At 64.4% G+C, this 20,423-nt stretch carries 18 protein-coding genes; 5 read left to right on the top strand and 13 right to left on the bottom strand.

All coding sequences use genetic code 11. The features are described 5' to 3' along the window. Positions 1-12: 12 nt before the first annotated feature. The 4 genes from B2W55_RS19710 to B2W55_RS19695 all read right to left on the bottom strand — a co-directional run bounded on the left by B2W55_RS19710 (position 13) and on the right by B2W55_RS19695 (position 4,348). On the bottom strand, positions 13-807 hold the full coding sequence (locus B2W55_RS19710; protein WP_024580853.1) for an ABC transporter ATP-binding protein: 795 nt from the start codon (positions 805-807) through the stop codon (positions 13-15). 11 nt (positions 808-818) lie between these two features. After that, positions 819-1,718 carry a nitrate ABC transporter permease gene (ntrB, locus tag B2W55_RS19705; RefSeq protein ID WP_024580852.1) on the bottom strand — a complete coding sequence of 300 codons (900 nt, stop codon included), beginning with the start codon at positions 1,716-1,718 and terminating at the stop codon, positions 819-821. Between the two features lie 60 nt (positions 1,719-1,778). Beyond that, on the bottom strand, positions 1,779-3,089 hold the full coding sequence (locus B2W55_RS19700; protein ID WP_024580851.1) for a CmpA/NrtA family ABC transporter substrate-binding protein: 1,311 nt from the start codon (positions 3,087-3,089) through the stop codon (positions 1,779-1,781). 344 nt (positions 3,090-3,433) lie between these two features. Continuing rightward, a complete protein-coding gene (locus tag B2W55_RS19695) occupies positions 3,434-4,348 on the bottom strand; it encodes a dioxygenase (protein WP_024580850.1) in 915 nt (304 codons plus the stop codon). Positions 4,349-4,491: 143 nt separating this feature from the next. On the opposite strand from B2W55_RS19695, the gene B2W55_RS19690 reads away from it, so the two are divergent. From B2W55_RS19690 to B2W55_RS19680, 3 genes are all read left to right on the top strand, one after another. Further along, positions 4,492-5,766, top strand: coding sequence for a serine hydrolase domain-containing protein (locus B2W55_RS19690; RefSeq protein WP_024580849.1), 1,275 nt, complete (start codon positions 4,492-4,494; stop codon positions 5,764-5,766). A gap of 233 nt (positions 5,767-5,999) precedes the next feature. Beyond that, positions 6,000-7,457 carry a sensor histidine kinase gene (locus B2W55_RS19685; RefSeq protein ID WP_043855517.1) on the top strand — a complete coding sequence of 486 codons (1,458 nt, stop codon included), beginning with the start codon at positions 6,000-6,002 and terminating at the stop codon, positions 7,455-7,457. A 98-nt stretch (positions 7,458-7,555) separates the two neighbouring features. Then, positions 7,556-8,875 carry a dicarboxylate/amino acid:cation symporter gene (locus tag B2W55_RS19680; RefSeq protein ID WP_024580847.1) on the top strand — a complete coding sequence of 440 codons (1,320 nt, stop codon included), beginning with the start codon at positions 7,556-7,558 and terminating at the stop codon, positions 8,873-8,875. Positions 8,876-9,078: 203 nt separating this feature from the next. On the opposite strand, the gene B2W55_RS19675 is transcribed toward B2W55_RS19680, so the two are convergent. Beyond that, the gene (locus tag B2W55_RS19675) at positions 9,079-9,393 is read right to left on the bottom strand and encodes a hypothetical protein (RefSeq protein WP_051404279.1); all 315 of its coding nucleotides are present in this window, start codon (positions 9,391-9,393) and stop codon (positions 9,079-9,081) included. Positions 9,394-9,976: 583 nt separating this feature from the next. Between B2W55_RS19675 and B2W55_RS19670 the strand changes: the two genes are divergently transcribed. Both B2W55_RS19670 and B2W55_RS19665 read left to right on the top strand, forming a co-directional pair. Beyond that, complete coding sequence (locus B2W55_RS19670; RefSeq protein WP_016844123.1) at positions 9,977-10,372, top strand: helix-turn-helix domain-containing protein; 396 nt, start codon at positions 9,977-9,979, stop codon at positions 10,370-10,372. A gap of 393 nt (positions 10,373-10,765) precedes the next feature. Further along, complete coding sequence (locus B2W55_RS19665; protein ID WP_080891027.1) at positions 10,766-11,110, top strand: hypothetical protein; 345 nt, start codon at positions 10,766-10,768, stop codon at positions 11,108-11,110. A 37-nt stretch (positions 11,111-11,147) separates the two neighbouring features. On the opposite strand, the gene B2W55_RS19660 is transcribed toward B2W55_RS19665, so the two are convergent. From B2W55_RS19660 to B2W55_RS19625, 8 genes are all read right to left on the bottom strand, one after another. Then, complete coding sequence (locus B2W55_RS19660; protein WP_024580845.1) at positions 11,148-12,230, bottom strand: isocitrate/isopropylmalate dehydrogenase family protein; 1,083 nt, start codon at positions 12,228-12,230, stop codon at positions 11,148-11,150. A gap of 163 nt (positions 12,231-12,393) precedes the next feature. Beyond that, positions 12,394-13,464 carry an alcohol dehydrogenase gene (locus tag B2W55_RS19655; RefSeq protein WP_024580844.1) on the bottom strand — a complete coding sequence of 357 codons (1,071 nt, stop codon included), beginning with the start codon at positions 13,462-13,464 and terminating at the stop codon, positions 12,394-12,396. A 131-nt stretch (positions 13,465-13,595) separates the two neighbouring features. After that, positions 13,596-14,564 (bottom strand): ABC transporter ATP-binding protein, encoded by a 969-nt coding sequence (locus tag B2W55_RS19650; protein ID WP_024580843.1) that lies wholly within the window; start codon positions 14,562-14,564, stop codon positions 13,596-13,598. Beyond that, complete coding sequence (locus B2W55_RS19645) at positions 14,561-15,547, bottom strand: ABC transporter ATP-binding protein (protein WP_024580842.1); 987 nt, start codon at positions 15,545-15,547, stop codon at positions 14,561-14,563. The genes B2W55_RS19650 and B2W55_RS19645 overlap by 4 nt, the downstream gene beginning before the upstream one ends. Next, the gene (locus tag B2W55_RS19640; RefSeq protein WP_024580841.1) at positions 15,544-16,416 is read right to left on the bottom strand and encodes an ABC transporter permease; all 873 of its coding nucleotides are present in this window, start codon (positions 16,414-16,416) and stop codon (positions 15,544-15,546) included. The genes B2W55_RS19645 and B2W55_RS19640 overlap by 4 nt, the downstream gene beginning before the upstream one ends. Beyond that, a complete protein-coding gene (locus tag B2W55_RS19635) occupies positions 16,403-17,353 on the bottom strand; it encodes an ABC transporter permease (protein WP_024580840.1) in 951 nt (316 codons plus the stop codon). Before B2W55_RS19635 ends, B2W55_RS19640 begins: the two co-directional genes overlap by 14 nt. Before the next feature lie 6 nt (positions 17,354-17,359). Further along, a complete protein-coding gene (locus B2W55_RS19630) occupies positions 17,360-18,838 on the bottom strand; it encodes an ABC transporter substrate-binding protein (RefSeq protein WP_244442187.1) in 1,479 nt (492 codons plus the stop codon). A 230-nt stretch (positions 18,839-19,068) separates the two neighbouring features. Beyond that, entirely contained in the window at positions 19,069-20,301 is a 1,233-nt protein-coding gene (locus B2W55_RS19625; protein WP_029879044.1) for a CaiB/BaiF CoA transferase family protein, read from the bottom strand. Between the last annotated feature and the right edge of the window lie 122 nt (positions 20,302-20,423).

Below are 20,423 nucleotides of genomic sequence, written 5' to 3'. Positions count from 1 at the left end.
GCCGTGGCTTGCTCATGCCGCCTCGACGAAGCTGTGCCGCTCATAGAGGAATTCGAGCACGCGCTGCCGGCATTTCAGGTAGCTGGCGTTGGTCGCGAGCTCGAGCCGCTTGCGCGGACGCGCCAAGGGCACTTCGAGCACCTCGCCGATCCGCGCGCTCGGGCCGTTGGTCATCATCACGATACGGTCCGACAACAGCACCGCCTCGTCGACGTCGTGGGTGATCATCAGGATGGTGTTGCCAAGCTTCTGGTGCAGCGCCATCACCGAATCCTGCAGATGCGCCCGGGTCAGCGCATCGAGCGCGCCGAACGGCTCGTCGAGCAGCAACACCTTCGGCTCCATCGCAAGCGCCCGCGCGATGCCGACGCGCTGCTTCATGCCGCCGGAGATCTCACTCGGCCGCTTGTCCCTGGCATGCGCCATCTGCACCAGGCCGAGATTGTGCATCACCCAGGCCTCTCGCTCGGCCCTGCTCTTGGTCCTGGCGAACACCTTGTCGACGCCGAGCTTGACGTTCTCGTAGACCGTGAGCCACGGCAACAGGCTGTGGTTCTGGAACACGACGGCGCGATCCGGTCCCGGCGAATTGACCTCGCGGTTCTCCAGCAGCACGCCGCCATTGGTGGCGCCGGTGAGGCCGGCGACGATGTTGAGCAAGGTCGACTTGCCGCAGCCGGAATGGCCGATGATCGAGACATATTCGCCCTGATCGATGGTCAGGTTGATGTCCTTCAGGACCTCCGTCGTGACATTGCCTCGGGCAAACGTCTTGTCGATGTGGTCGAGCTTCAGATAGGCCTGCATGTCTTGCCTCCTCAGTTCGCCGCCGTGCCGCGGGTCACGACTTTGCCCGCGCCCGCAATGAGGCGATCGAGCACGAAGCCGATGATGCCGACATAGAACAGCGCCAGGATGATTTCGCTGATATGCGAGGAATTCCACGCATCCCAGATGAAGAAGCCGATGCCGACGCCACCGATCAGCATCTCGGCCGCAACGATTGCGAGCCATGACAGGCCGATGCCGATGCGCAGGCCGGTGAACATGTAGGGCGCGGCCGCCGGGATCATGATCTTGGTGAAGAACTCCAGCGGATTGAGCTGCACCACCGCGGCGACGTTGCGGTAGTCCTGCGGGATGTTGCGGATGCCGACCGCGGTGTTGATGATGATCGGCCAGACCGAGGTGATGAAGATGACGAAGATCGCCGAGGGCTGGCCGTCGCGGAACGCGGCAAGCGACAGCGGCAACCAGGCAAGCGGCGGGATCGTGCGCAGCACCTGGAACAACGGATCGAGCCCGCGCATCGCCCACACCGACTGGCCGACCAGCGTGCCGAGCGCGATGCCGGCGATCGCTGCCAGCGAGTAGCCATAGGCGACCCGCTGCAGGCTGGCGGAGAGATGCCAGAACAGGCCCTTGTCGATGCCGCCATGGTCGAAGAACGGATCGAGGATCAGCTCTTTGGTGTCCTTGAACACCTTTGACGGCGGCGGCAGGCTGGAGCCGGCGCGCCGGCAGATCAACTCCCACACGACGAGCAGCAGCGCGATCACGATCAGCGGCGGCAACACACGCGCCGCGGTCTCCTTCGCCATCCTGGCGTAGGTCTCGGTACGCGGTGCGCGCTTCGGTGTCATGGTCACGACCGGCGCCGCGGCGGCCTGCGGGATCGCCACCGCCGACAGTTCGGTCTTTATGGCAGGCATCGACATTGAACAAAAATCTCCATGGTCAGGCGACGGGCAGCGCAAGAGAGCGCGGCCCTGTCGGGCTCAGACATCGACACGCTTGATGGACAGCGACTTCAGGTACGCGGCGGGATCGGCAGGATCGAACACCTTGCCGTCGAAGAAGGTCTCCTTGCCGCGCGAGGTCGAGGCCGGAATGTCGGTGACGCCAAGCTCCTTGGCGGCCTCCTTCCAGAGATCCTCGCGGTTGACCTTGGCGATCAGCGCCTTGGTGTCGAAGCCCGCCTCATACTTGCCCCACCTGATATCCTCGGTCAGGAACCAGAGATCGTGGCTCTGATAGGGATAGGACGCGTTGTCCTTCCAGAACCGCATCTGCTGCGGCGAGTTCTCGACCACGCGGCCGGTGCCGTAGTCGAACTTGCCCTTCATGCGATCGGTGATGTCTTCCACCGGACAGTTGATCCACTGCCGCTTGGCGCAGATCGCCGCGGTCTCCTCGCGGTTCTCGGCCTTCTCGCACCACTGCTGGGCTTCCATGACCGCCATCAGCAGCGCCTTGGCGGCCTTCGGGTTCTTGTCGACCCAGGCGGCGCGCAGGCCGAACGATTTCTCCGGGTGCTTGTCCCAGAGCTCGCCGGTCGTGATCGCGGTGTAGCCGATGTCCTGATGGATCAGCTGCAAATTCCACGGCTCGCAGACGCAGAAGCAGTCCATGGTGCCAACCTTCATGTTGGCGACCATCTGCGCGGGCGGCACCACGATGGTCTCGATGTCCTTGTCGGGATCGATGCCGCCGGCGGCGAGCCAGTAGCGGATCCACAGATCATGCGTGCCACCCGGGAACGTCATCGCCGCCTTGATGGCCTTGCCGCTCGCCTTCTTCTTCTCCAGCGCCGGCTTGAACGGTGCGGTGTCGACGCCGATCTTGAGGTCGGCATATTCCTTGGCGACCGAGATGCACTGACCATTCAGATTGAGCCGCGCCATGATGTACATCGGCGTCGGCTGATTGTTCTGCGTCACCTTGCCGGCCGAAATCAGATACGGCATCGGCGTCAGGATGTGCGCGCCGTCGATGCCATTGCCTTCGGAGCCGAGCACCAGATTATCGCGCGTGGTGCCCCACGAAGCCTGCTTCTGCACGTCGACGTCGGGCATGCCGTATTTGGCGAAGATGCCCTTCTCCTTGGCGACGAACAGCGGCGAGGCATCGGTCAGCGCGATGAAGCCGAGCTTGGCGCCCTTCACTTCGGGACCCGCACCCTGCGCGAACGCGCCGGCGGGAAAGTTGAGCTTGGCTGCGGCGAGCAGCGCGGCGGCGCCGCTGGTTGCCTTCAGGAGCCGGCGACGACTGATCGCACGGTTCGGGGGCGTGTTGCTGGGCTTGGTCATCGGTCGTCCTCTGCGTCGTTGCGTTGCGGTGATGCGGCTGTGCGTCGAGCACCATCCGCCGGATCGCGACGCGCGCAGGGCGCAACAGGGCATGCACCGGGGAGGCCCGGTCTGGCGGCGTCAGAACTCCGATGGGGTGGCCTCGAGGGACGGCTTCAATGGCGTCGGCAGCTCACTATTCAAGCCTTGTGCCAAGCTACCGCAGTGCAAAAATGGATTTTACCGCAATGTTTTGCGCAACTTGTCGCAGCGCATGCGAACGGTGCGCGCGCTGCCAAAACTTGCGCTTCGCTCAATCCTTGTGCGTCGCACAAGGATTGAGCAGGCGCTTTTGATGATAGCGATCAGGCGTCCTCGGTGACCTTGGTGCCGAGCGGCGCGGGCGCCATGCCGCCGCCGGGCTTCACATGGAATTCGTAACTCATCAGGCTCCACGGGCCGTCCGAGCGCTGGCCATCGGGCATCACGGGATCGGTGCGCCGTTCGACCTTGGCGATCAGTTCGTCCTTCACGCCGAACACCACATCGGAGTCAATGTACTCGTCGCCCTCGATGAAGACATGGGTGATCAACGGCTCATGGCCCTTGGCGTTGACCAGGAAATGCACATGCGCCGGCCGCATCGGATGGCGGTTGGTTTGCGTGATCATCTGGCCGACCGGACCGTCGGTCGGGATCGGATAGCTGCACGGCACGATGGTGCGGAAGAAGAAACGGCCGTCGGCATCGGTGATGAAGCGCGCCCGCGACGAGGCGCCCTCGGTCGCGTAGCTCGGCTTCTGCGAGTCATAGAATCCGTCATCGTCCGCGTGCCAGACATCGACCGGCACATTGGCCAGCGGCTTGCCGTCGAGGTCGGTGACGCGGCTTTGCACGAACATGCGCTCGCCGGGCAGGCTCGCCGAGATGTCGGTGCCGTGCGGCGTCACCTTGTGCTCGCCGACATAGAACGGCCCGAGCACGGTGGTCTCGGTGGCGCCGTCGCGATCCCTGTGGTTGACCGCGTCCACCAGCATCGAGACGCCGAGCACGTCGGAGAGCAGGATGAATTCCTGGCGGATGTCGGTGCATTTCTGTCCGGTGCGAGTCAGGAAACCGATCGCGTGGTCCCACTCCTCGAAGGTGAGATTGGTCTTGCTCACATAGTCGTGCAGCGACTTCACCAATTCCTGCAACAGGAACTTGGCTCGCGGATCGGGCGTCTGGTCGAAGCTGCGGATTACGGCTGCGGTGAGCTCGGTTTCGTTGAACTGGGTCATCTCGGCGTTCCCCTTAGGGCCCTTGAGGGCGCGATTGCAGGGACGAGCGTACACCACCGGCCCGGAGCCGGTAAGCGGCGGCCGATTGGTGCAACGGACACTTTTCGGCTATCAAGGCGGCCTCGCAGCCGGAGAAACGCCCGATGTTAGCCCCCACGCCTGCCTCGCCCGAATCCGCGGGAATGTCGACCGCAGCCCTCGATCGCCTCGAAGCGCATCTGAAGAGCCGCTATCTCGATTCCGGCCGCTTTCCCGGCACCCAGCTCCTGATCTATCGCCGCGGCAAGATCGTGCATTCCACCGTCCAGGGCTTCGCCGACCTCGAGCGCAAGGCGCCGATGAAGGACGACACGATCTTCCGCATCTATTCGATGACCAAGCCGATCACGTCGGTCGCCTTCATGATGCTGGTCGAGGAAGGCAAGGTCGCGCTCGACGAGCCGGTCGCAAAGTACATCCCGGAATGGAAGAACCTCGGCGTGTTCGTCGCCGGCACCGCGCCCGCCTTCCTGACCCGCCCGCCGACGCGGCCGATGCAGATCGTCGACCTGCTGCGCCACACCTCGGGCCTGACCTACGGCTTCCAGCAGCGCTCCAATGTCGACGCCGCCTATCGCGAGAAGAAGATCGGCGAGGTCATCAAGGCCGGCACGCTCGACGGCATAATCGAGGATCTGGCGAAGATCCCACTGGAGTTCTCGCCGGGCGAAGCCTGGAATTACTCGGTTTCGACCGACGTGCTCGGCTATCTCGTCGGCAAGATCGCAGGCATGCCGTTCGAGCAATTCCTCAAGGAGCGGATCTTCAAGCCGCTCGGCATGAACGACACCGATTTCTTCGTGCCGGCCGACAAGGCGCACCGCTTTGCGGCCTGCTATTCCGCCGATCCGCAGGGCGGCTTCAACCCGCTCGCCGCCGAGCGCAAGGGCACGTTGACCTTGCAGGACGATCCGACGACCAGCACGTTCCTGTCACCGCCCTCGCTGATCTCGGGCGGCGGCGGGCTGTGCTCGACCGCGGCCGACTATCTGACCTTCTGCCGGGCGCTGCTCAATGGCGGCGAGCTCGGCGGCGTCCGCCTGCTCGGCCCGAAGACGCTGAAGCTGATGGCGTCCAACCACCTACCCGGCGGCGTCGACCTGCCGGCGATGTCGCGTTCGATGTTCGCCGAAGCCGCCTATAACGGAATCGGTTTCGGCCTCGGCTTCGCCGTCACCATGCACCCGGCGCAGACGCTGATCGCGGGCAGCCCGGGCGAATTCAACTGGGGCGGCGCGGCGACGACCTCTTTCTTCATCGATCCGGCCGAAGAGCTGATCACGATCTTCATGACCCAGGTGCTGCCATCGAGCGCCTATCCGTTGCGGCGCGAGCTGCGTACCATGGTCTACGCCGCGATCACCGAGAGCAACCTCTGACCTGACGTTATTCCGCGGCGCGCAGCTCATGTGAGCATGATGTTTTCGGAAAAGCCGCTTCACACTTTTCCGGATCATGCTCGCGGCGCCGCGGAACTTTTCCGACCACCAGTCATTTCCTTTGGCGGATATTTCCCGCTTCCCCTAAGCTCACCGCAAATGGGCACCGACCCGGGGACTTCGTGCCGAAACTGACATTGCCAGTGCGTCTCGCGCTTCTGGTCGCGGGAACGATGTTACCGCTGATCATTTTCGCGGTCGGTATCGTCTTCCACAATTACCAGCGGGACCGCCAGGCCGCCACGCAGCGCGTGCTCGAGACCGCCCGCAACATCCGCCTGCTGCTCGACGCCGAAATGCAGCGGATGACCGGCGGCCTGCAGGTGTTGGCATTGACCAACTCGCTGCGCGACGGCGATTTCGCCAATTTTCGTCGCATCGCCGCGGGCTTTCTCGAGCAATACGGCAAGGACGGCGTGGTGCTGGTGGCCGACCGCACGGGACACCAGGCGTTCTCCTCGTTGACGCCGGATACCGCGAGCCTGCCGCCGCGCAACAATCTCGAGATCGTCGAGAAGGTGTTTGCGACCCGGCAGCCGCAATACTCCAACCTGTTCTTCGGCGCGGTGAAGCAGCGCCTGATCATCACCGTCGAGGTGCCGGTGATCCGCGACGGCGAGGTGCTCTACGACATCTCCTTCAGTCCGCCGATCGGAGTCTTCCAGGCCATGATCGAGAAGCAGCGCCTCAACCAGGACTGGACCATCTCGATCTTCGACAGCGAAGGCGTCAACCTCGCCCGTGTGCCAAATCCGCAGGCGACCATCGGACAGCGCGCCTCGCCGACGTTGTTTGCCGAGATGTTCCGCCAAAGCGAAGCGACGCTGCCGACCGTCTCGCTCGAAGGCGTGGCCCTGATCACCGGCTTCACCCGGTCGCGCGTCACCGGCTGGACCGTCGCCGCGGGAATCTCCGAGGGCTCGCTGGTGGCGCCGCTGTGGCGCTCGCTGGCGATCACCAGCGTGATCGGCGGCTTCCTGCTGCTGGTCGGCCTCGGCTTCGCGGTGCGGATGGCGACCACGATCGCGCGCGGCGAGATGCTGCACGGCCTCCTGATCGAGGAGCTCAACCACCGGGTCAAGAATACGCTGGCGATCCTGCAATCGATCGCCACGCAGACCTTCCGCAGCGCGAGCCGCGCCGAACGCGAGAAATTCGAGGGGCGGCTCGGCGCGCTCGCCGAGGCCCACAATCTGCTCTCGACCGACAAATGGCAGGGCTCCGACCTTCAGGACGTGGTCAGCCGCGTGCTGCGGCCCTATCTGCTGAACGCTTCGGAGCGGGTCAAGATGTTCGGACCGCGGGTGCCGCTGTCGCCACGGCTTGCTTTGGTGCTGTCGATGATCATGCACGAAATGGCCACCAACGCGGCCAAATATGGCGCATTGTCCAACGACACCGGCACGGTGACGCTGGACTGGGAAATGCTGCAGGAAGGCCCCGAGCCGAAGCTCCGGATGATCTGGACCGAGGCCGGCGGACCACAGGTCACGGCACCGGTGCGGCGCGGCTTCGGCTCCCGGCTGATCGAGCGCAGTGCCCGCGACCAACTCGGCGGCGAAGCCACCGTGGACTTCCTGCCCCAGGGCGTCGTTTACACCCTGACCAGCTCCCTCGACGTCGGCGATTGACCGATATTCACACCAATCCTGCGACATCTTGGCACGCAAGTTGCTAAGATGTCGCGGGTCCGGCCGGCAGGAATAACGGCCAGAGACAGGGGGATGTCATGTCGACCATCGCAGCGGAAGCCACCACGGCCCGCAAGCCGCTTTATACGTCGCTGTTCGTCCAGGTGCTGGTCGCGCTGCTGCTCGGCATCGTGATCGGCATGGCCGCACCGGATTTCGCGATCGGGCTGAAGATCTTCAGCGATGCCTTCCTGAAGCTGATCTCGATGATCGTGGCACCGATCGTGTTCTGCGTGGTGGTGCACGGCATCGCCGGCGCTGGCGATCTCAAGAAGGTGGGACGCGTCGGCGTCAAGGCGCTGGTGTATTTCGAGACGATGACGACGGTCGCGCTGGTGGTCGGCCTGCTGCTCGCCTATCTGTTCGGGCCCGGCCACGGCATGAACATCGATACCTCGACGCTCGATGCCAAGGCGCTCGGCAACTATGCCAGCAACGCGCAGAAGCTGAAGGGCGAAGGCGTCGGCAGCTTCCTGCTCAACATCATCCCGACCACCTCGTTCGACGCGCTGTCGCGCAACGACGTGCTACAGGTGCTGTTCTTCGCGATCATCTTCGGCGTCAGCCTGGCGCTGGTCGGCGGCGAGAAGGGCGAGCGAATCTCCTCCTTCATCGATGCGGTCTCGACCGTGCTGTTCCGCGCCATGGGCCTGATCGTGCGCTTCGCACCGATCGGCGTGCTCGGCGCCGTCGCCTATACGGTCGGCAAATATGGCGTCGGCTCGCTGAAGCAGCTGCTATCGCTGGTGGCGCTGTTCTACGTCGCGGTCGCGGTGTTCGTGCTCGGCGTGCTCGGCGGGGTGATGGCGCTCGCCGGCGTCAACCTGCTCAAGTTCCTCGGTTACCTGCGCGAGGAACTGATGATCGTGCTCGCCACCGCATCGTCCGACGCGGTGCTGCCGCAGGTCATGCGCAAGCTGGAGCGGCTCGGCGTCAAGGACTCGGTTGTCGGCCTCGTGATCCCGACCGGTTACTCGTTCAATCTCGATGCCTTCTCGATCTATTTGACGCTCGCGGTCGTGTTCATCGCGCAGGCGACCAATACCCCGCTGTCGTTCGGCGACCTGCTGCTGGTGCTCGGCGTGTCGCTGATCACCTCGAAGGGCGCGCACGGCGTTCCGGGCTCGGCGATCGTCATCCTGGCAGCGACGCTCAACGCGGTGCCGAGCATCCCGGCAATCGGCCTCGTGCTGGTGCTCTCGGTCGACTGGTTCATCGGGATGGCGCGCGCGGTCGGCAATCTGATCGGCAACTGCGTCGCCACCGTCGTGGTCGCGGCGTGGGAGGGTGACCTGGACCGTGACCAGGCCCGCCGGGTGCTCGAAGGCAGCGAGGCAGTCGACGTCACCGCGGGCTAAGGCAGGTTCCGCAAAAGCGAAGTCTTCAATCGAGAGAAACGCAGACCGCCTTTGCGCGGAGGCTGCGCGCAGGAACTCGGGCGCAATGGCCTCACCACTGGGCTCACGAAGCTTCGGAATCGTGCGCTCGCTGATAAACGAAATCCCCGCGTGGTGCGCGGGGGTACGTCAGTTGATCCCGGATGACTTGCTTCGAAGCGGGCTTATTTGACGATTTTCAAGTATGGCGGCAGCCGCTTCAGCGCCGCCGGCTCCTCGGTGTGATCGTCCGACGCGATCATGTCACACAGGGCCTTCAACTCGGAATCGGTCACCTTGTGGAGCTCCATCCGGAGTTCGAGGATGGCGAGCGACAACAGCCGCGCCGTTTCCGTGCTGGCCCGGTCGGTCAGAAAAGCCTGACATTCTTCCAGGGTTGCAAGCAGCGCCAGCAACCTTTCTTCCGCATTTGCGACCGGCATATCTTCCACTCCCGAAGCCGCGAGGTAGAGTCGAGGCGTGGCCTTCTTCCGCTTCATTGGCCTCTCCCGCCAGGATTCGCCGGAATGTCGTAGGCGCACAATTGTTCCCGATGATTCAGAACTTTTGGGTAATTGTCCAGCAACATTCCGAAAGCCTGACTTGCACTTACCTCAAACTTTCTCATCCCCGGCGATTCAGTCAAGCAACCGCGCACCGTCTGCGCGACCTCAGGCTGCACTAGCTGGGGTTGCATCCATACTAAGACGCCCGTACAATATAGTTGCCCGTAGAACTACGGGCGCAATGCATTGCCGCCCGGTAAGCATGCGCGCAAAATCTGTGTCGATCAAACTCGCGCTAGTTGTGATTTGGTCAATATTTTGCCAAATGTAGAGGGCGGGGTGTTGATAGACACCTCGGCGCGATCGACTTCAGGTAGTCGGCCGTGTCGGTAATTGGGTGCTTCCAAATACGCACGCTTCCAACCCGGATGTGCGCTTGGATACCATCCCGCGATCTTCCTGGATTTTCGTAGTTCACGACGAACCGACGATCCACTCGAGCTTAACGCGGTACATCATGAACGTGTCCCTGACCTAGCCGGGCCAGGGATTTCCGATTGAAGGACGGGTCACAAGAATGAACAGATCAGCAGCAAAGAAGATGAAGCAGCGCAGTGCCGGCAAGCCGGACATTGAGTTGGGCAAGCGAATTCGCCTGCGCCGTGTCGAGCAGAAGATCTCGCAGGCTGAACTCGGCGACAAGCTTGGTGTCAGCTTCCAGCAGGTTCAGAAGTACGAGAAGGGCGTCAACCGCGTCGGCGCCGCCCGCCTTCAGCAGATTGCGACCGCGCTCGATGTGCCGGTCACCTTCTTCTACGATGGCGACAACAAGGCCCGCGAAGTCGAGAGCCTGTTGTTCCTCGACAGCGCGTTCAGCCTCCGGTTGCTGCGCGCCTACAGCAAGATCAAGGATCAGACCGTGCAGCGCCAGTTGGTGTCGCTGATGGAATCGATCGCCGCCAACGAGGACTGAGCCACGGATCGGATCGCGGTGCCGCGACGCGATCCGCTACGCCGCCGGGACTGAGCTGTGGCCGGTCATCGCGACCGCCACATGCCGTTCCGACCAGGAAGATGTCGAAGCGCTGCCGTCCACGATGGCAGCGCTTTTTGTTTGGCCGCGCATGGCGACGCATTTGCGCCGACTTTCGCGGCGGGCTCTGAACGCCCGGGACATCGGGGCCGATGCGTGCGTCGCCATTCTGTCGCGCGGCCAATTGTCGCCCGCGCGCCGTGTCATCTCACAACCCCCGCATTTCCTGCGTTGAACCATCGCACCTCAAACCAAGTGCACGTGCTCGTCTTTTTTGTCGCAGCAACCAAGCGGCCGCATGGACGTTTTCAGGCTTCAACCAAGGAGATCTCAATGAATATCAAGCTTGCTGTTATTGGACTGGCCGCGCTTGGCAGCGCAGTGCTGATGTCCGGCGCGGCATCGGCGGTGCCGAACGGACTTCCGCAGGCCAGCCACATCGCAGGCGAAACCTCCAACGTCGACAAGGTGCGCCAGGTTTGCGACCGCTGGGGCCGCTGCTACTGGCAGCCGGGCGGTTACGGCTATTACGGTCCGCGCCATCACGGATGGCATCATCGTCCGCACGTCCAGCCTCGCCACCATCACGGTCATCGCCATCATGGCGGCCGCCACGGCGGCGGACATCATGGTGGTGGACATCATGGTGGTGGACATCACGGCGGACATCGCCGCTAACCGTCACGAGGGGGCTTCGGCCCCCTCAGTCGCGGCGCTAAAGCGCCGCCAGCACGGCCTTCGCGACATCGGCCGTGCCGCTGCTGCCGCCGAACTCGAACGGCTTGATGCCGTCGGCATAGACCCTGTCGACCGCGCGCTCGATGTTTTCGGCGGCCTCAGCGGCGCTCTCGATACCGTGCTTGTCGGCGAGCCAGTCCAGCATCATCGCAGTCGACAGGATCATCGCGGTCGGGTTCGCCTTGCCCTGCCCCATGATATCGGGCGCGGTGCCGTGGCAAGGTTGGAACACCGCGTAGCGGTCGCCGATATCGGCTGACGGCGCCATGCCCATGCCGCCGATCAGGCCGGCGGTGAGGTCCGACAGGATGTCGCCGAACATGTTCTCGGTGACCATCACGTCGAAGTCCCATGGGCGCTTCACCAGCGCAGCCGCGGTCGCGTCGATGTAGAGGTGATCGGCCTTGACGTCGGGATGACGCTTCGCCGTCTCGTCGAAGATGTTGCGGAAGAAGGCGAATGCCTTGAACACGTTCGCCTTGTCGACGCAGGTCAGCCCGCTATTGGCCTTGCCGCGCGCCTTGCGACGCTCGGCAAGCCGGAACGAGAACTGGAACAGCCGCTCGGAGGTGTGGCGCGTGATCACCATCGTCTCGCGCGCCTCGCTGTCGGTGACGACGCCCTTGCCCATCGAGGCGAACAGGCCCTCGGTGGATTCCCTGATCACGACGAGATCGATGCCCTTCTGGTCGGCCCCGACGATCGTGCTCGGCACGCCCGGAATCAATCGCGCGGGCCGCACGCCGGCATAGAGATCGAAGATCATGCGCAATTCGATCTGCGGCGCGATCTCGGTGTTGTCGGGATAGCGCACCGACGGCAATCCGCAGGCGCCGAGCAGGATCGCATCCGCCTCCTCGCACAGCCGGATCGTGCTCTCCGGCATCGACTTGCCGGTCTCCTTGTAGTGGCCGGCGCCGGCCGCCGCCTCGGTGAAGCGGAATTTGAGGCCGGCCGATGCCTCGATCTTGCGCAGCACCTCGAGCGCCGGCGCCATCACCTCGGGGCCGATACCGTCGCCGCCGAGAACGGCGATGTGGAGCGTGTCGTTGGCGGGCATGGGGTATCTCCGGTAGTCGACAGGTAACGTTGCGTCCGTCATTACGAGCGACGCCAAGCAATCCATGCCGCAGCCTGCGGAGATATGGATTGCTTGGTCGCGGAGCCTGTCATCGGGCGCGCGTTCGCGCGACCCGTTGGCTCCTCGCACTGACGGCCGATACCTACGGCGTCAGCACGGCGCGGCCGACGAGTTGCCCCTTGTGCAGATTGGTCAGCGCCTCGTTCGCCTTCGCCAGCGGCATCGGCGTGACCGGGATCGCCGGAATCTTCTTGGTGCGCACGAGGTCGAGCAACTCCTGGGTCTCGCGGAGGTTGCCGACATAGCTGCCCTGGATGGTGACCGCCTTGATCGGGATCAGCGGCAGTGCCCAGGTCGCGCCACCGCCGAACAGGCCGACGATCACGAGCTTGCCGCCCTTGGTCAGGCAGTCGAAGCCGAGCTGCGAGGTCTGGGCGTTGCCGACCAGGTCGATCGCGGCGCGGATCGGCTGGCCGGCCTTCTTGACGAGCTGCTCCAGCGCATCCGGCGCCTTGCCGTCGACGGTTGCGAGCGCGCCGGCAGCCTCGGCCGCTTCGCGCTTCTTGGCGTCGATATCAACCACGATGGCGCCCTTGCCGCCCATCGCCTTCAGCAGCGACAGCGCCATCAGGCCGAGGCCGCCGGCGCCGAAGATCACGATCGGCGTGTCGAGATCCTTCTCGACCTTCTTCAGCGCGCTGTAGGTGGTGACTCCCGAGCAGGCGTAGGGCGCGGCGGTGACCGGATCGAGCCCCCCGAGGTCGAGCAGATATTTCGGATGCGGCACCGTCATGTGATCGGCATAGCCGCCGTCGCAATAGACGCCGAGCGCATTCGGCTTGATCGCGCACATGTTCTCGTCGCCGCCGAGGCAGGTCGGGCATTTGCCGCAGCCGAGCCAGGGATAGGCCAGCGCGACGTCGCCGATCTTGAGGCCGCCCTTGTCGGCGTCCTTGACGTCGGGGCCGAAGGCCACGATTTCGCCGACCGTCTCATGCCCCATCGTCCGCGGCAGCGAGACGCCGCGATCCTTGAGCGACAGCGGCTTGCGGCCATGGCCGAGGTCGTAGCCGCCCTCCCAGATGTGCAGGTCGCTGTGGCAGACGCCGGCGGCCTTGACCTTGATCAGCACCTGCGTGCCCGACGGCTGCGGCGTCGGCTGATCGACCTCCTTCAAGGGGGCGTTGAAATCGACGACCTGGAAACTCTTCATCGCTGTTCTCCCGAAGCTTGTTGTTGCAGCGGACCTTGCCACGCCTGCCCTCCGGGGACAAACGTTGATGCCCCCGTTTTCGAGCAAGCCGCCATGCGACCGGCTCGCAAGCCAATTCCGAGGCTCATTGTTCAGACCAGCGGATGATGGCAAGCCGCGAACTGGCCGGGCGCAACCATGCGCAGGTCCGGCACCTCACTGGCACAACGCGCATCGGCCCGCGGACAGCGGGTGCGGAAGCGGCAGCCGGAGGGCGGCGCGATCGGCGACGGCGGTTCGCCGACCGGCACGCTCTGGGTCGGGCGCACATCCGGATCGGGCACCGGGATCGCCTCGATCAGCAGCGCGGTATAGGGATGCGCAGGCCGCGCGAACAACTGCTCGGAGGGTCCGACCTCGCAGAGCCGGCCGAGATACATCACCGCGACCCGATCCGAGACCGCCTTCACCACGGCAAGGTCGTGGGCGATGAACAGCAAGGTCAGGCCGTAGCGCGCCTTCATCTCCTCCAGCAAATTGAGGATCTGGGCACGAATTGAAACGTCGAGCGCCGACACCGGCTCGTCGCAGATCACGAACTCCGGATTGAGCACCAGCGAGCGGGCGATGCAGATGCGCTGGCATTGCCCGCCGGAGAATTCATGCGGCAGCCGGCCGCTGACCAGCGCCGGGTCGAGGCCGACCGCCGACAACACCTCGGCCACCCGCCGCTTGCGTTCCTCGGGATCCTTGACGCCGGCGATCACCAGCGGTTCGGCGACGATGTCGCCGATCCGCCGCCGCGGATTGAGCGAGGCGATCGGGTCCTGGAAGATCAGTTGCACGCGCCGGCGCATCTGGCGCAGCGCCTCGCCCTTCAGCGTGGTGAGATCGTGGCCGTCGAACAGCACCTTGCCGGAAACCGCCTGACGCAATTGCAGCACCGCGCGGCCGAGCGTGGATTTGCCACAGCCGGATTCGCCGACCAGCCCGAGCGTTTCGCCCCGCCCGATCTCGAGGCTGACGTCGGAGACCGCATGGATGGTCTTGCCGCCGACCGAGTATTCAACGACGAGGTTTTCCACCTTCATCAGCGGGTTGGATGCAGCCTGCAACATCATGCGCCAACCCCTGCTGCGATCGGATGGAAGCAGGCGTAGAGATGCTCCGGTGTCTCCGCCGGGCTGAGCTGCGGCTTCTCCGCGCCGCAGCGCTCGGCGGAATAGCGGCAGCGTGGCGAGAACGAGCAGCCCTTGAGCGGCCGGGTCGGATCGGGCGGCCGCCCCGAGATCGCCGGCAGCGGCGTATGCGGCGCGACGTCGAGCTTCGGCAGCGCGGCGAGCAGCGCCTCGGTGTAGGGCATCCGCATCCGCTTGAACAAGGCAGGCGTCGGCGCGCGCTCGACGACGCGGCCCGCATACATCACCGCGACCTCATCGGTACGGCCGGCGACCACGCCGAGATCATGGGTGATGATGATCATCGCCATGTGGCGGCGCTGCTGCTCGCGCGCCAGGAGATCGAGGATCTGGGCCTGGATCGTGACATCGAGCGCGGTGGTCGGCTCGTCCGCGATCAGCAGCTTCGGCTCGCACGACAGTGCGACTGCGATCGCGACGCGTTGGCGCATGCCGCCTGAGAGCTGGTGCGGATATTGCGCCAGGCGCTGCTCGGGCGCGGGAATGCCGACCGCCGCCAACAGTTCGATGCTGCGCTGCCTCGCCTGGGCGAGATCGAGCTCGAGATGTTCCTGGATGGTCTCGATCAACTGGGTGCCGATGGTCAACACCGGATTGAGCGAGGTCATCGGGTCTTGGAACACCACCGCGAGCGAGCGGCCGCGCAGCTTGCGCAATTTCTCCGCGGACAACCTTGTCAGGTCCTGCCCATCGAACATCACGCGGCCGGACAGTTTGGCCTTCTTGGGCAGCAATTGCAGGATCGCGCGCGACAGCATGGTCTTGCCGCAACCGGACTCGCCGACGATGCCGAGCGTCCTGCCGGCGCCGACGGCGAGATCGACATGATCCACCGCCCGCAGATTGCCGCGCGGCGTCGGCAGGTCGACGACCGCATTCTCGACCGAGAGCAACACGCTACTCATAGCGCACCCTGCCTGGGGTCGGTCAGCGCGCGGATGGTGTCGCCGATCAGGTTGAAGGCGAGCACGGTCAGGAACATCGCGATCGCCGGAATGAAGGCGAGCTGTGGTGCCACCTCGAGGCTCTCGCGTCCCTCCCCGATCATGCTGCCCCAGCTCGAGATCGGCGGCGGCACGCCGAGGCCGAGGAACGACAGCGATCCCTCGACCACGATGGTGACCGCGACGCCAAGCAGGAAGAAGGCGAGCAGCGGCAACAGCACGTTGGGCAGCAGCTCGCGCAGCAGGATACGGGTGTGCGTGGCACCGAGCGCCTGCGCCGCGATGACGAATTCGCGCCGCGCCAGCGACAGGGTTGCAGCCCGCGCCACCCGCATGAAGGCGGGAATACCGAGCACGCCGAGGATGCAGGTCAGGTTGAAGATCGACTGGCCGAGATAGGCCGTGACTGCAAGCGCCAGGATCAGCGGCGGGAACGCCAGCAGCACGTCCATGCTGCCGACCACGAAGGATTCGAAACGGCCGCGGAAATAGCCGGCGAGCATGCCGAGCGCGCCGCCGATGGTGACCCCGATCATCGGCGCGCACAGGCCGACGATCAGCGAGATGCGCGCCCCATAGATCAGCCGCGACAGCTCGTCACGGCCGAGCCCGTCGGTACCGAGCCAGTGCTCGGCGGAGATCGGCGCCCTTCGTTCGAGCATGTCCATGTCGGTCGGGCTCGGCAGCGGCAACAGGTCGGCGAAGATCGCGACCGCGAACACCAGCACCATCCAGCCGATCGCGAACCAGAACAGCAAGCCAAGCCTGCGACGGCGACGGGCCGGTGCCGCGCCGGCCTCGTCCTCGAGGCTGAGCTCAAGCGTGGCCATGGCGGATCCTCGGGTCGAGCAGAGCGTACAGCATGTCGACGATGAAATTCATGATCACGAAGCCCGCGGCGACCAGCAGCACCACGCCTTGCAGGATGATGAGGTCGCGGGTGTAGATCGCGCCGACCAGCAGACGGCCGATCCCCGGCAAAGCGAAGATCGATTCGACGATGACGGTGCCGCCGATCAGCCGGCCGATATTGATGCCGGTGATGGTAACGAGCGTCAGCGACGACGGCTTCAGCGCGTGCACGAACAGGATGCGCGACGGCTTCAGTCCCTTCGCCTTGGCGAGCGCGATGTAGTCCTCCTGAAGCGCTGCGATCATGTCGGAGCGCAGCACCCGCATGATGCCGGGCCATTCCGCAAGCCCGAGCGTCAGTGCCGGCAGCACCATGAAGCGCAGATTGGCGACCGGGTCCTCGGTGAACGGCACGTAGCCGGTCGCCGGCAATATCCGCAGCTCGACCGCGAACAGATAGATCAGCAGGATCGCGGACAGGAAGGTCGGCACCGACAGCATGCCGAAGGCCGAACCGGTCATGAAGCGGTCGAACGCACTGCCGGCCTTGGCCGCGCAGGCGATCGCGAGCGGCACGCCGATCGCAAGTCCGATCAGCTCGGCCAGGATCATCAGCTCGAACGAGACCGGAATGCGCTCGCTGACGGCCTGCCACACGGTCTGCCCGGTGCGGAACGATCGTCCGAAATCACCTTGCAGGATGTGCCACAGCCAGCCCAGATAGCGCAGCCAGATCGGCTGATCGAGCCCCATGTCGTGGCGCAGGGCGGCGACGTTCTCCGGCGTCGCCTGATCGCCGAGGATCACATAGGCCAGATCGCCAGGCAGCAGAGAGGCGATCACGAAGGTCAGAACCGAGACCGCGATCAGCACCGGCACCAGATACAGGAGCCTGCGCGCGACGAAGAACAGCATGAACCGCTATTCCTTCCAGGCGTCGGAGACGTCGAGCACCCCGTTGAACATCTTCGGCACACCCTTCACCTTCGCGCTCGAGATCGCATAGTAGGTGTTCTGAAAGGTCCAGAACCAGATGGCTTCCTTGTTGATCAGGCGGCTGACCGCGCAATAGTCCTCGGTGCGCTTGGCAACGTCGGCGGTGGTCCGCGCATGCTCGAGCAACCGGTCGAGTTCCGGATCGGAGAAGTTCGCCAGCGCCACCGGGCTGCCGGTGTGGAAATTGGCGTACATCTGCGGATCGGGATCGGCGAGATCGACGATACGCCACGGTGTCAGTTGGAACTGGCGCATGAAGGCACGCGGCACGATGGTGGCCTGATCGACCTGCTCGATCTCCATGTTGGCACCGGCCCGCTTCCAGATCTGTTGCAGCACCTGGCCGACGGTGCGACCTCGCGGCGTCGCCGACACGATCATCTTGAAGTCCACCGGCTTGCCGTAGTCCTTGAGCAGCGCCTTGGCCTTGTTGATGTCCTCCGGCAGCGCCCCGTCGTCCTTGCACTTCACCCAGGAGCCGTCGCCATAGGGATTGCTGGCCGGCCGCGCCAGGCCATTGGTGATCGCCTGCGAAATCTTCTTGCGGTCGAGCGCCATCACCAGCGCCTGCCGGACGCGGACGTCGTCGAACGGCGGCGCCTTGGTATTGAACGCATAAACCTGCGCGCCCGAGCCCGCATAGGTATGCACGGTCAGGCTCTTGTCCTTCTGCGCCTTGACGATGTTGTCGGCGTCGTACTCGTCGTCCCAGATGACGTCGGCCTCACCCGATTGCAGCGAGGCAAAGCGCGACTGCGCATCCGGCAGCGGCTTCAGGATGATGCGGTCGAGATAGGGCTTGCCCTTGTCCCAGTAGTCCGGGTTCTTCTCCAGCACCATGCGGTCGCCGGCGGTCCAGGATTTCAGGATGTAGGGACCGGTGCCGACGGGATTGCGGTTGTAGTCATCGCCCTTGGTCTTCCAGGCCGTCGGCGACTGCATCACGTTGTTGGAACTTTGAATGGATTGCGTCGCCGGGAAGTTCACCGCCGGGTCGCTGAAATTGTAGCGCACCGTGAGGTCATCGATGACGTCCACGCTCTTGATGCTGGTGATGTAGAACGCACAGCGGCACTTGTTGGCCGGGTCCTTCTGGCGGTCGAAGTTCTCCTTGACCGCCTGCGCATTGAACGGCGTGCCGTCGTGGAATTTGACACCGGGCCGCAGCTTGATGGTCCAGGTCTTGAAGTCTTCGGAATGCTCCCAGGACAGCGCGAGCTTCGGCTTCGGTTCGCCCTTGTCGTCGAGCGTCATCAGCGTGTCGAAGATCGCGGCGGCCGCGGTGTTGGCCGAGGTGTCGTAGACACCGACCTTCAGCGGATCGAAGCCGGGGATATCGAGCTCCTGACCAACGGTCAGCGTGCCACCCTGCTTCTGCGCATGGGCCGGTACAGCTGACGCCACTGCACCTAATCCCGCCACAAGAAATATGCGCGCAACCGCGTGCGCGCGCCCGGCCAGCTTCATCGATGCTCCCTCCCAGGTGGGCGACGTCCGGTGTTCCGGATCGTCGTCTGTTGGGCAGCAGCTTGTCTGGAATCGCTGCGCGCGACAAGACCGTAAAACGGATGAAAAGCCGCAGGGAGATCACGATGCGATCCTGTCGGATCGCATCATGAACTCAGCTGCTCATTCTAGCTGCGTGCGGTCTTGGCCGGCTGCGCCGCGAATCCTGCGATCTGATCGTCGGAGAGACCGATCTCCTTCAGGTATGACAGCGTGTGCTCGCCCAGCGTCGACATCCGTTTGCGGGCACCGACCGTTGCACCGGACATCCGGAACGGCAGGTTGAGCACCTTGAAGCTGCCGCCGCCATCCTCGACCTCGGCCAGTGCACCGCGATGGGCGATCTGCGGATCGGCGAGCGCCTCGCGCACGGTGCGATAGGCCGACGACGGCACGCCATATTCGTTGAGCGCGACGAGACAGGCCTGCGTGCTGACCGCGCGCGACCACGCCTCGACGCCCTCCATCAGATCCGCCCAGTTCTCCCGCCGATCGGAATATTTGGCGAAGCGCGGGTCGGACACCCATTCGGGCCGGCCGATCACCTGCATCAGGTTCTGGAACGTCTTCTCGCTGGCGATCGCCACCATCACGTAACCGTCGGTGGTTTCGATCGGGCCGAACATCGGACGCTGGGTCTGCTTCACCTCGAATTGCGACCACTGCAACTCGTTCAGGGTCAGGCTCAGCATCGATTCCAGCATCGAGACGTCGATATGCTGGCCCTTGCCGCTGGCGGCGCGCTGATAGAGCGCAGCCGAGATCGCGCCGAACGCATAGACGCCGGTGAGCACGTCGGCGTGGTAGATGCCGCAATAGTCCGGGCGCGAGCGGCCCGGCTGATAGGCAAGATGCGCCATCTCGTAGCCCGAGGCGGCATGGATCACCGGCGCATAGGCCGGCAATTCCGCCGACGGGCCGGTCTGGCCGTAGCCCGAGATCGAGCAGAAGATCAGCTTCGGGTTGATGTCGCGGACCGAGGCGTAATCGAGCTTCAGCCGACGCATCACACCGGGACGGAAATTCTCCACCAGCACGTCGGCAGTCGCGATCAGCCGGCGCACGGCCTCGACGCCGGCGGGCGACTTCAGGTCCAGCACCAGGCTGTGCTTGCCGATATTGAGCTGGCCGAACGCCGTCGAGCAATTGTTGCGCAGCGGCGGCCGCGTCCGCATCGTCTCGCCCTCGGCGGGCTCGATCTTGATCACCTCCGCGCCCATGTCGGCGAGCATCCGCGTGCAATGAGGTCCGGCGATCGTGGTCGAAAAATCGAGCACGCGAAGGCCTTCAAAGCTCCGTGTCAAATTCCCCTCATCGTCAGCAGCTATTGTCGTTGGCAAGGCTTCCTCCAGCTTCGTCATTCCTTGGCGTGGCGTGGACCCTAAAGTGAGCCGCCCCGACAGGAAAGCGTCTCGTCCAGACCGGGCCCGCGGGCGGTCTTGCATTTTACTCAAAGGCAGATTGGACCCGATCTTGCATGGCC

It is taken from the genome of Bradyrhizobium sp. UBA2491, assembly GCF_002341725.1.
In the GTDB taxonomy this organism is placed as follows: domain Bacteria; phylum Pseudomonadota; class Alphaproteobacteria; order Rhizobiales; family Xanthobacteraceae; genus Bradyrhizobium.
The sequence above is the reverse complement of the archived record's forward strand: the minus strand, read 5'-3'. Positions and strand labels throughout refer to the sequence as shown.

What these genes read in the sequence shown, in the direction of transcription:
- B2W55_RS19710 (WP_024580853.1), bottom strand. Translation starts at nt 807, where the DNA reads ATGCAGGCCTATCTGAAGCTCGACCACATCGACAAGACGTTTGCCCGA.
- ntrB (WP_024580852.1), bottom strand. Translation starts at nt 1,718, where the DNA reads ATGTCGATGCCTGCCATAAAGACCGAACTGTCGGCGGTGGCGATCCCG.
- B2W55_RS19700 (WP_024580851.1), bottom strand. Translation starts at nt 3,089, where the DNA reads ATGACCAAGCCCAGCAACACGCCCCCGAACCGTGCGATCAGTCGTCGC.
- B2W55_RS19695 (WP_024580850.1), bottom strand. Translation starts at nt 4,348, where the DNA reads ATGACCCAGTTCAACGAAACCGAGCTCACCGCAGCCGTAATCCGCAGC.
- B2W55_RS19690 (WP_024580849.1), top strand. Translation starts at nt 4,492, where the DNA reads ATGTTAGCCCCCACGCCTGCCTCGCCCGAATCCGCGGGAATGTCGACC.
- B2W55_RS19685 (WP_043855517.1), top strand. Translation starts at nt 6,000, where the DNA reads ATGTTACCGCTGATCATTTTCGCGGTCGGTATCGTCTTCCACAATTAC.
- B2W55_RS19680 (WP_024580847.1), top strand. Translation starts at nt 7,556, where the DNA reads ATGTCGACCATCGCAGCGGAAGCCACCACGGCCCGCAAGCCGCTTTAT.
- B2W55_RS19675 (WP_051404279.1), bottom strand. Translation starts at nt 9,393, where the DNA reads ATGAAGCGGAAGAAGGCCACGCCTCGACTCTACCTCGCGGCTTCGGGA.
- B2W55_RS19670 (WP_016844123.1), top strand. Translation starts at nt 9,977, where the DNA reads ATGAACAGATCAGCAGCAAAGAAGATGAAGCAGCGCAGTGCCGGCAAG.
- B2W55_RS19665 (WP_080891027.1), top strand. Translation starts at nt 10,766, where the DNA reads ATGAATATCAAGCTTGCTGTTATTGGACTGGCCGCGCTTGGCAGCGCA.
- B2W55_RS19660 (WP_024580845.1), bottom strand. Translation starts at nt 12,230, where the DNA reads ATGCCCGCCAACGACACGCTCCACATCGCCGTTCTCGGCGGCGACGGT.
- B2W55_RS19655 (WP_024580844.1), bottom strand. Translation starts at nt 13,464, where the DNA reads ATGAAGAGTTTCCAGGTCGTCGATTTCAACGCCCCCTTGAAGGAGGTC.
- B2W55_RS19650 (WP_024580843.1), bottom strand. Translation starts at nt 14,564, where the DNA reads ATGATGTTGCAGGCTGCATCCAACCCGCTGATGAAGGTGGAAAACCTC.
- B2W55_RS19645 (WP_024580842.1), bottom strand. Translation starts at nt 15,547, where the DNA reads ATGAGTAGCGTGTTGCTCTCGGTCGAGAATGCGGTCGTCGACCTGCCG.
- B2W55_RS19640 (WP_024580841.1), bottom strand. Translation starts at nt 16,416, where the DNA reads ATGGCCACGCTTGAGCTCAGCCTCGAGGACGAGGCCGGCGCGGCACCG.
- B2W55_RS19635 (WP_024580840.1), bottom strand. Translation starts at nt 17,353, where the DNA reads ATGCTGTTCTTCGTCGCGCGCAGGCTCCTGTATCTGGTGCCGGTGCTG.
- B2W55_RS19625 (WP_029879044.1), bottom strand. Translation starts at nt 20,301, where the DNA reads ATGACGAAGCTGGAGGAAGCCTTGCCAACGACAATAGCTGCTGACGAT.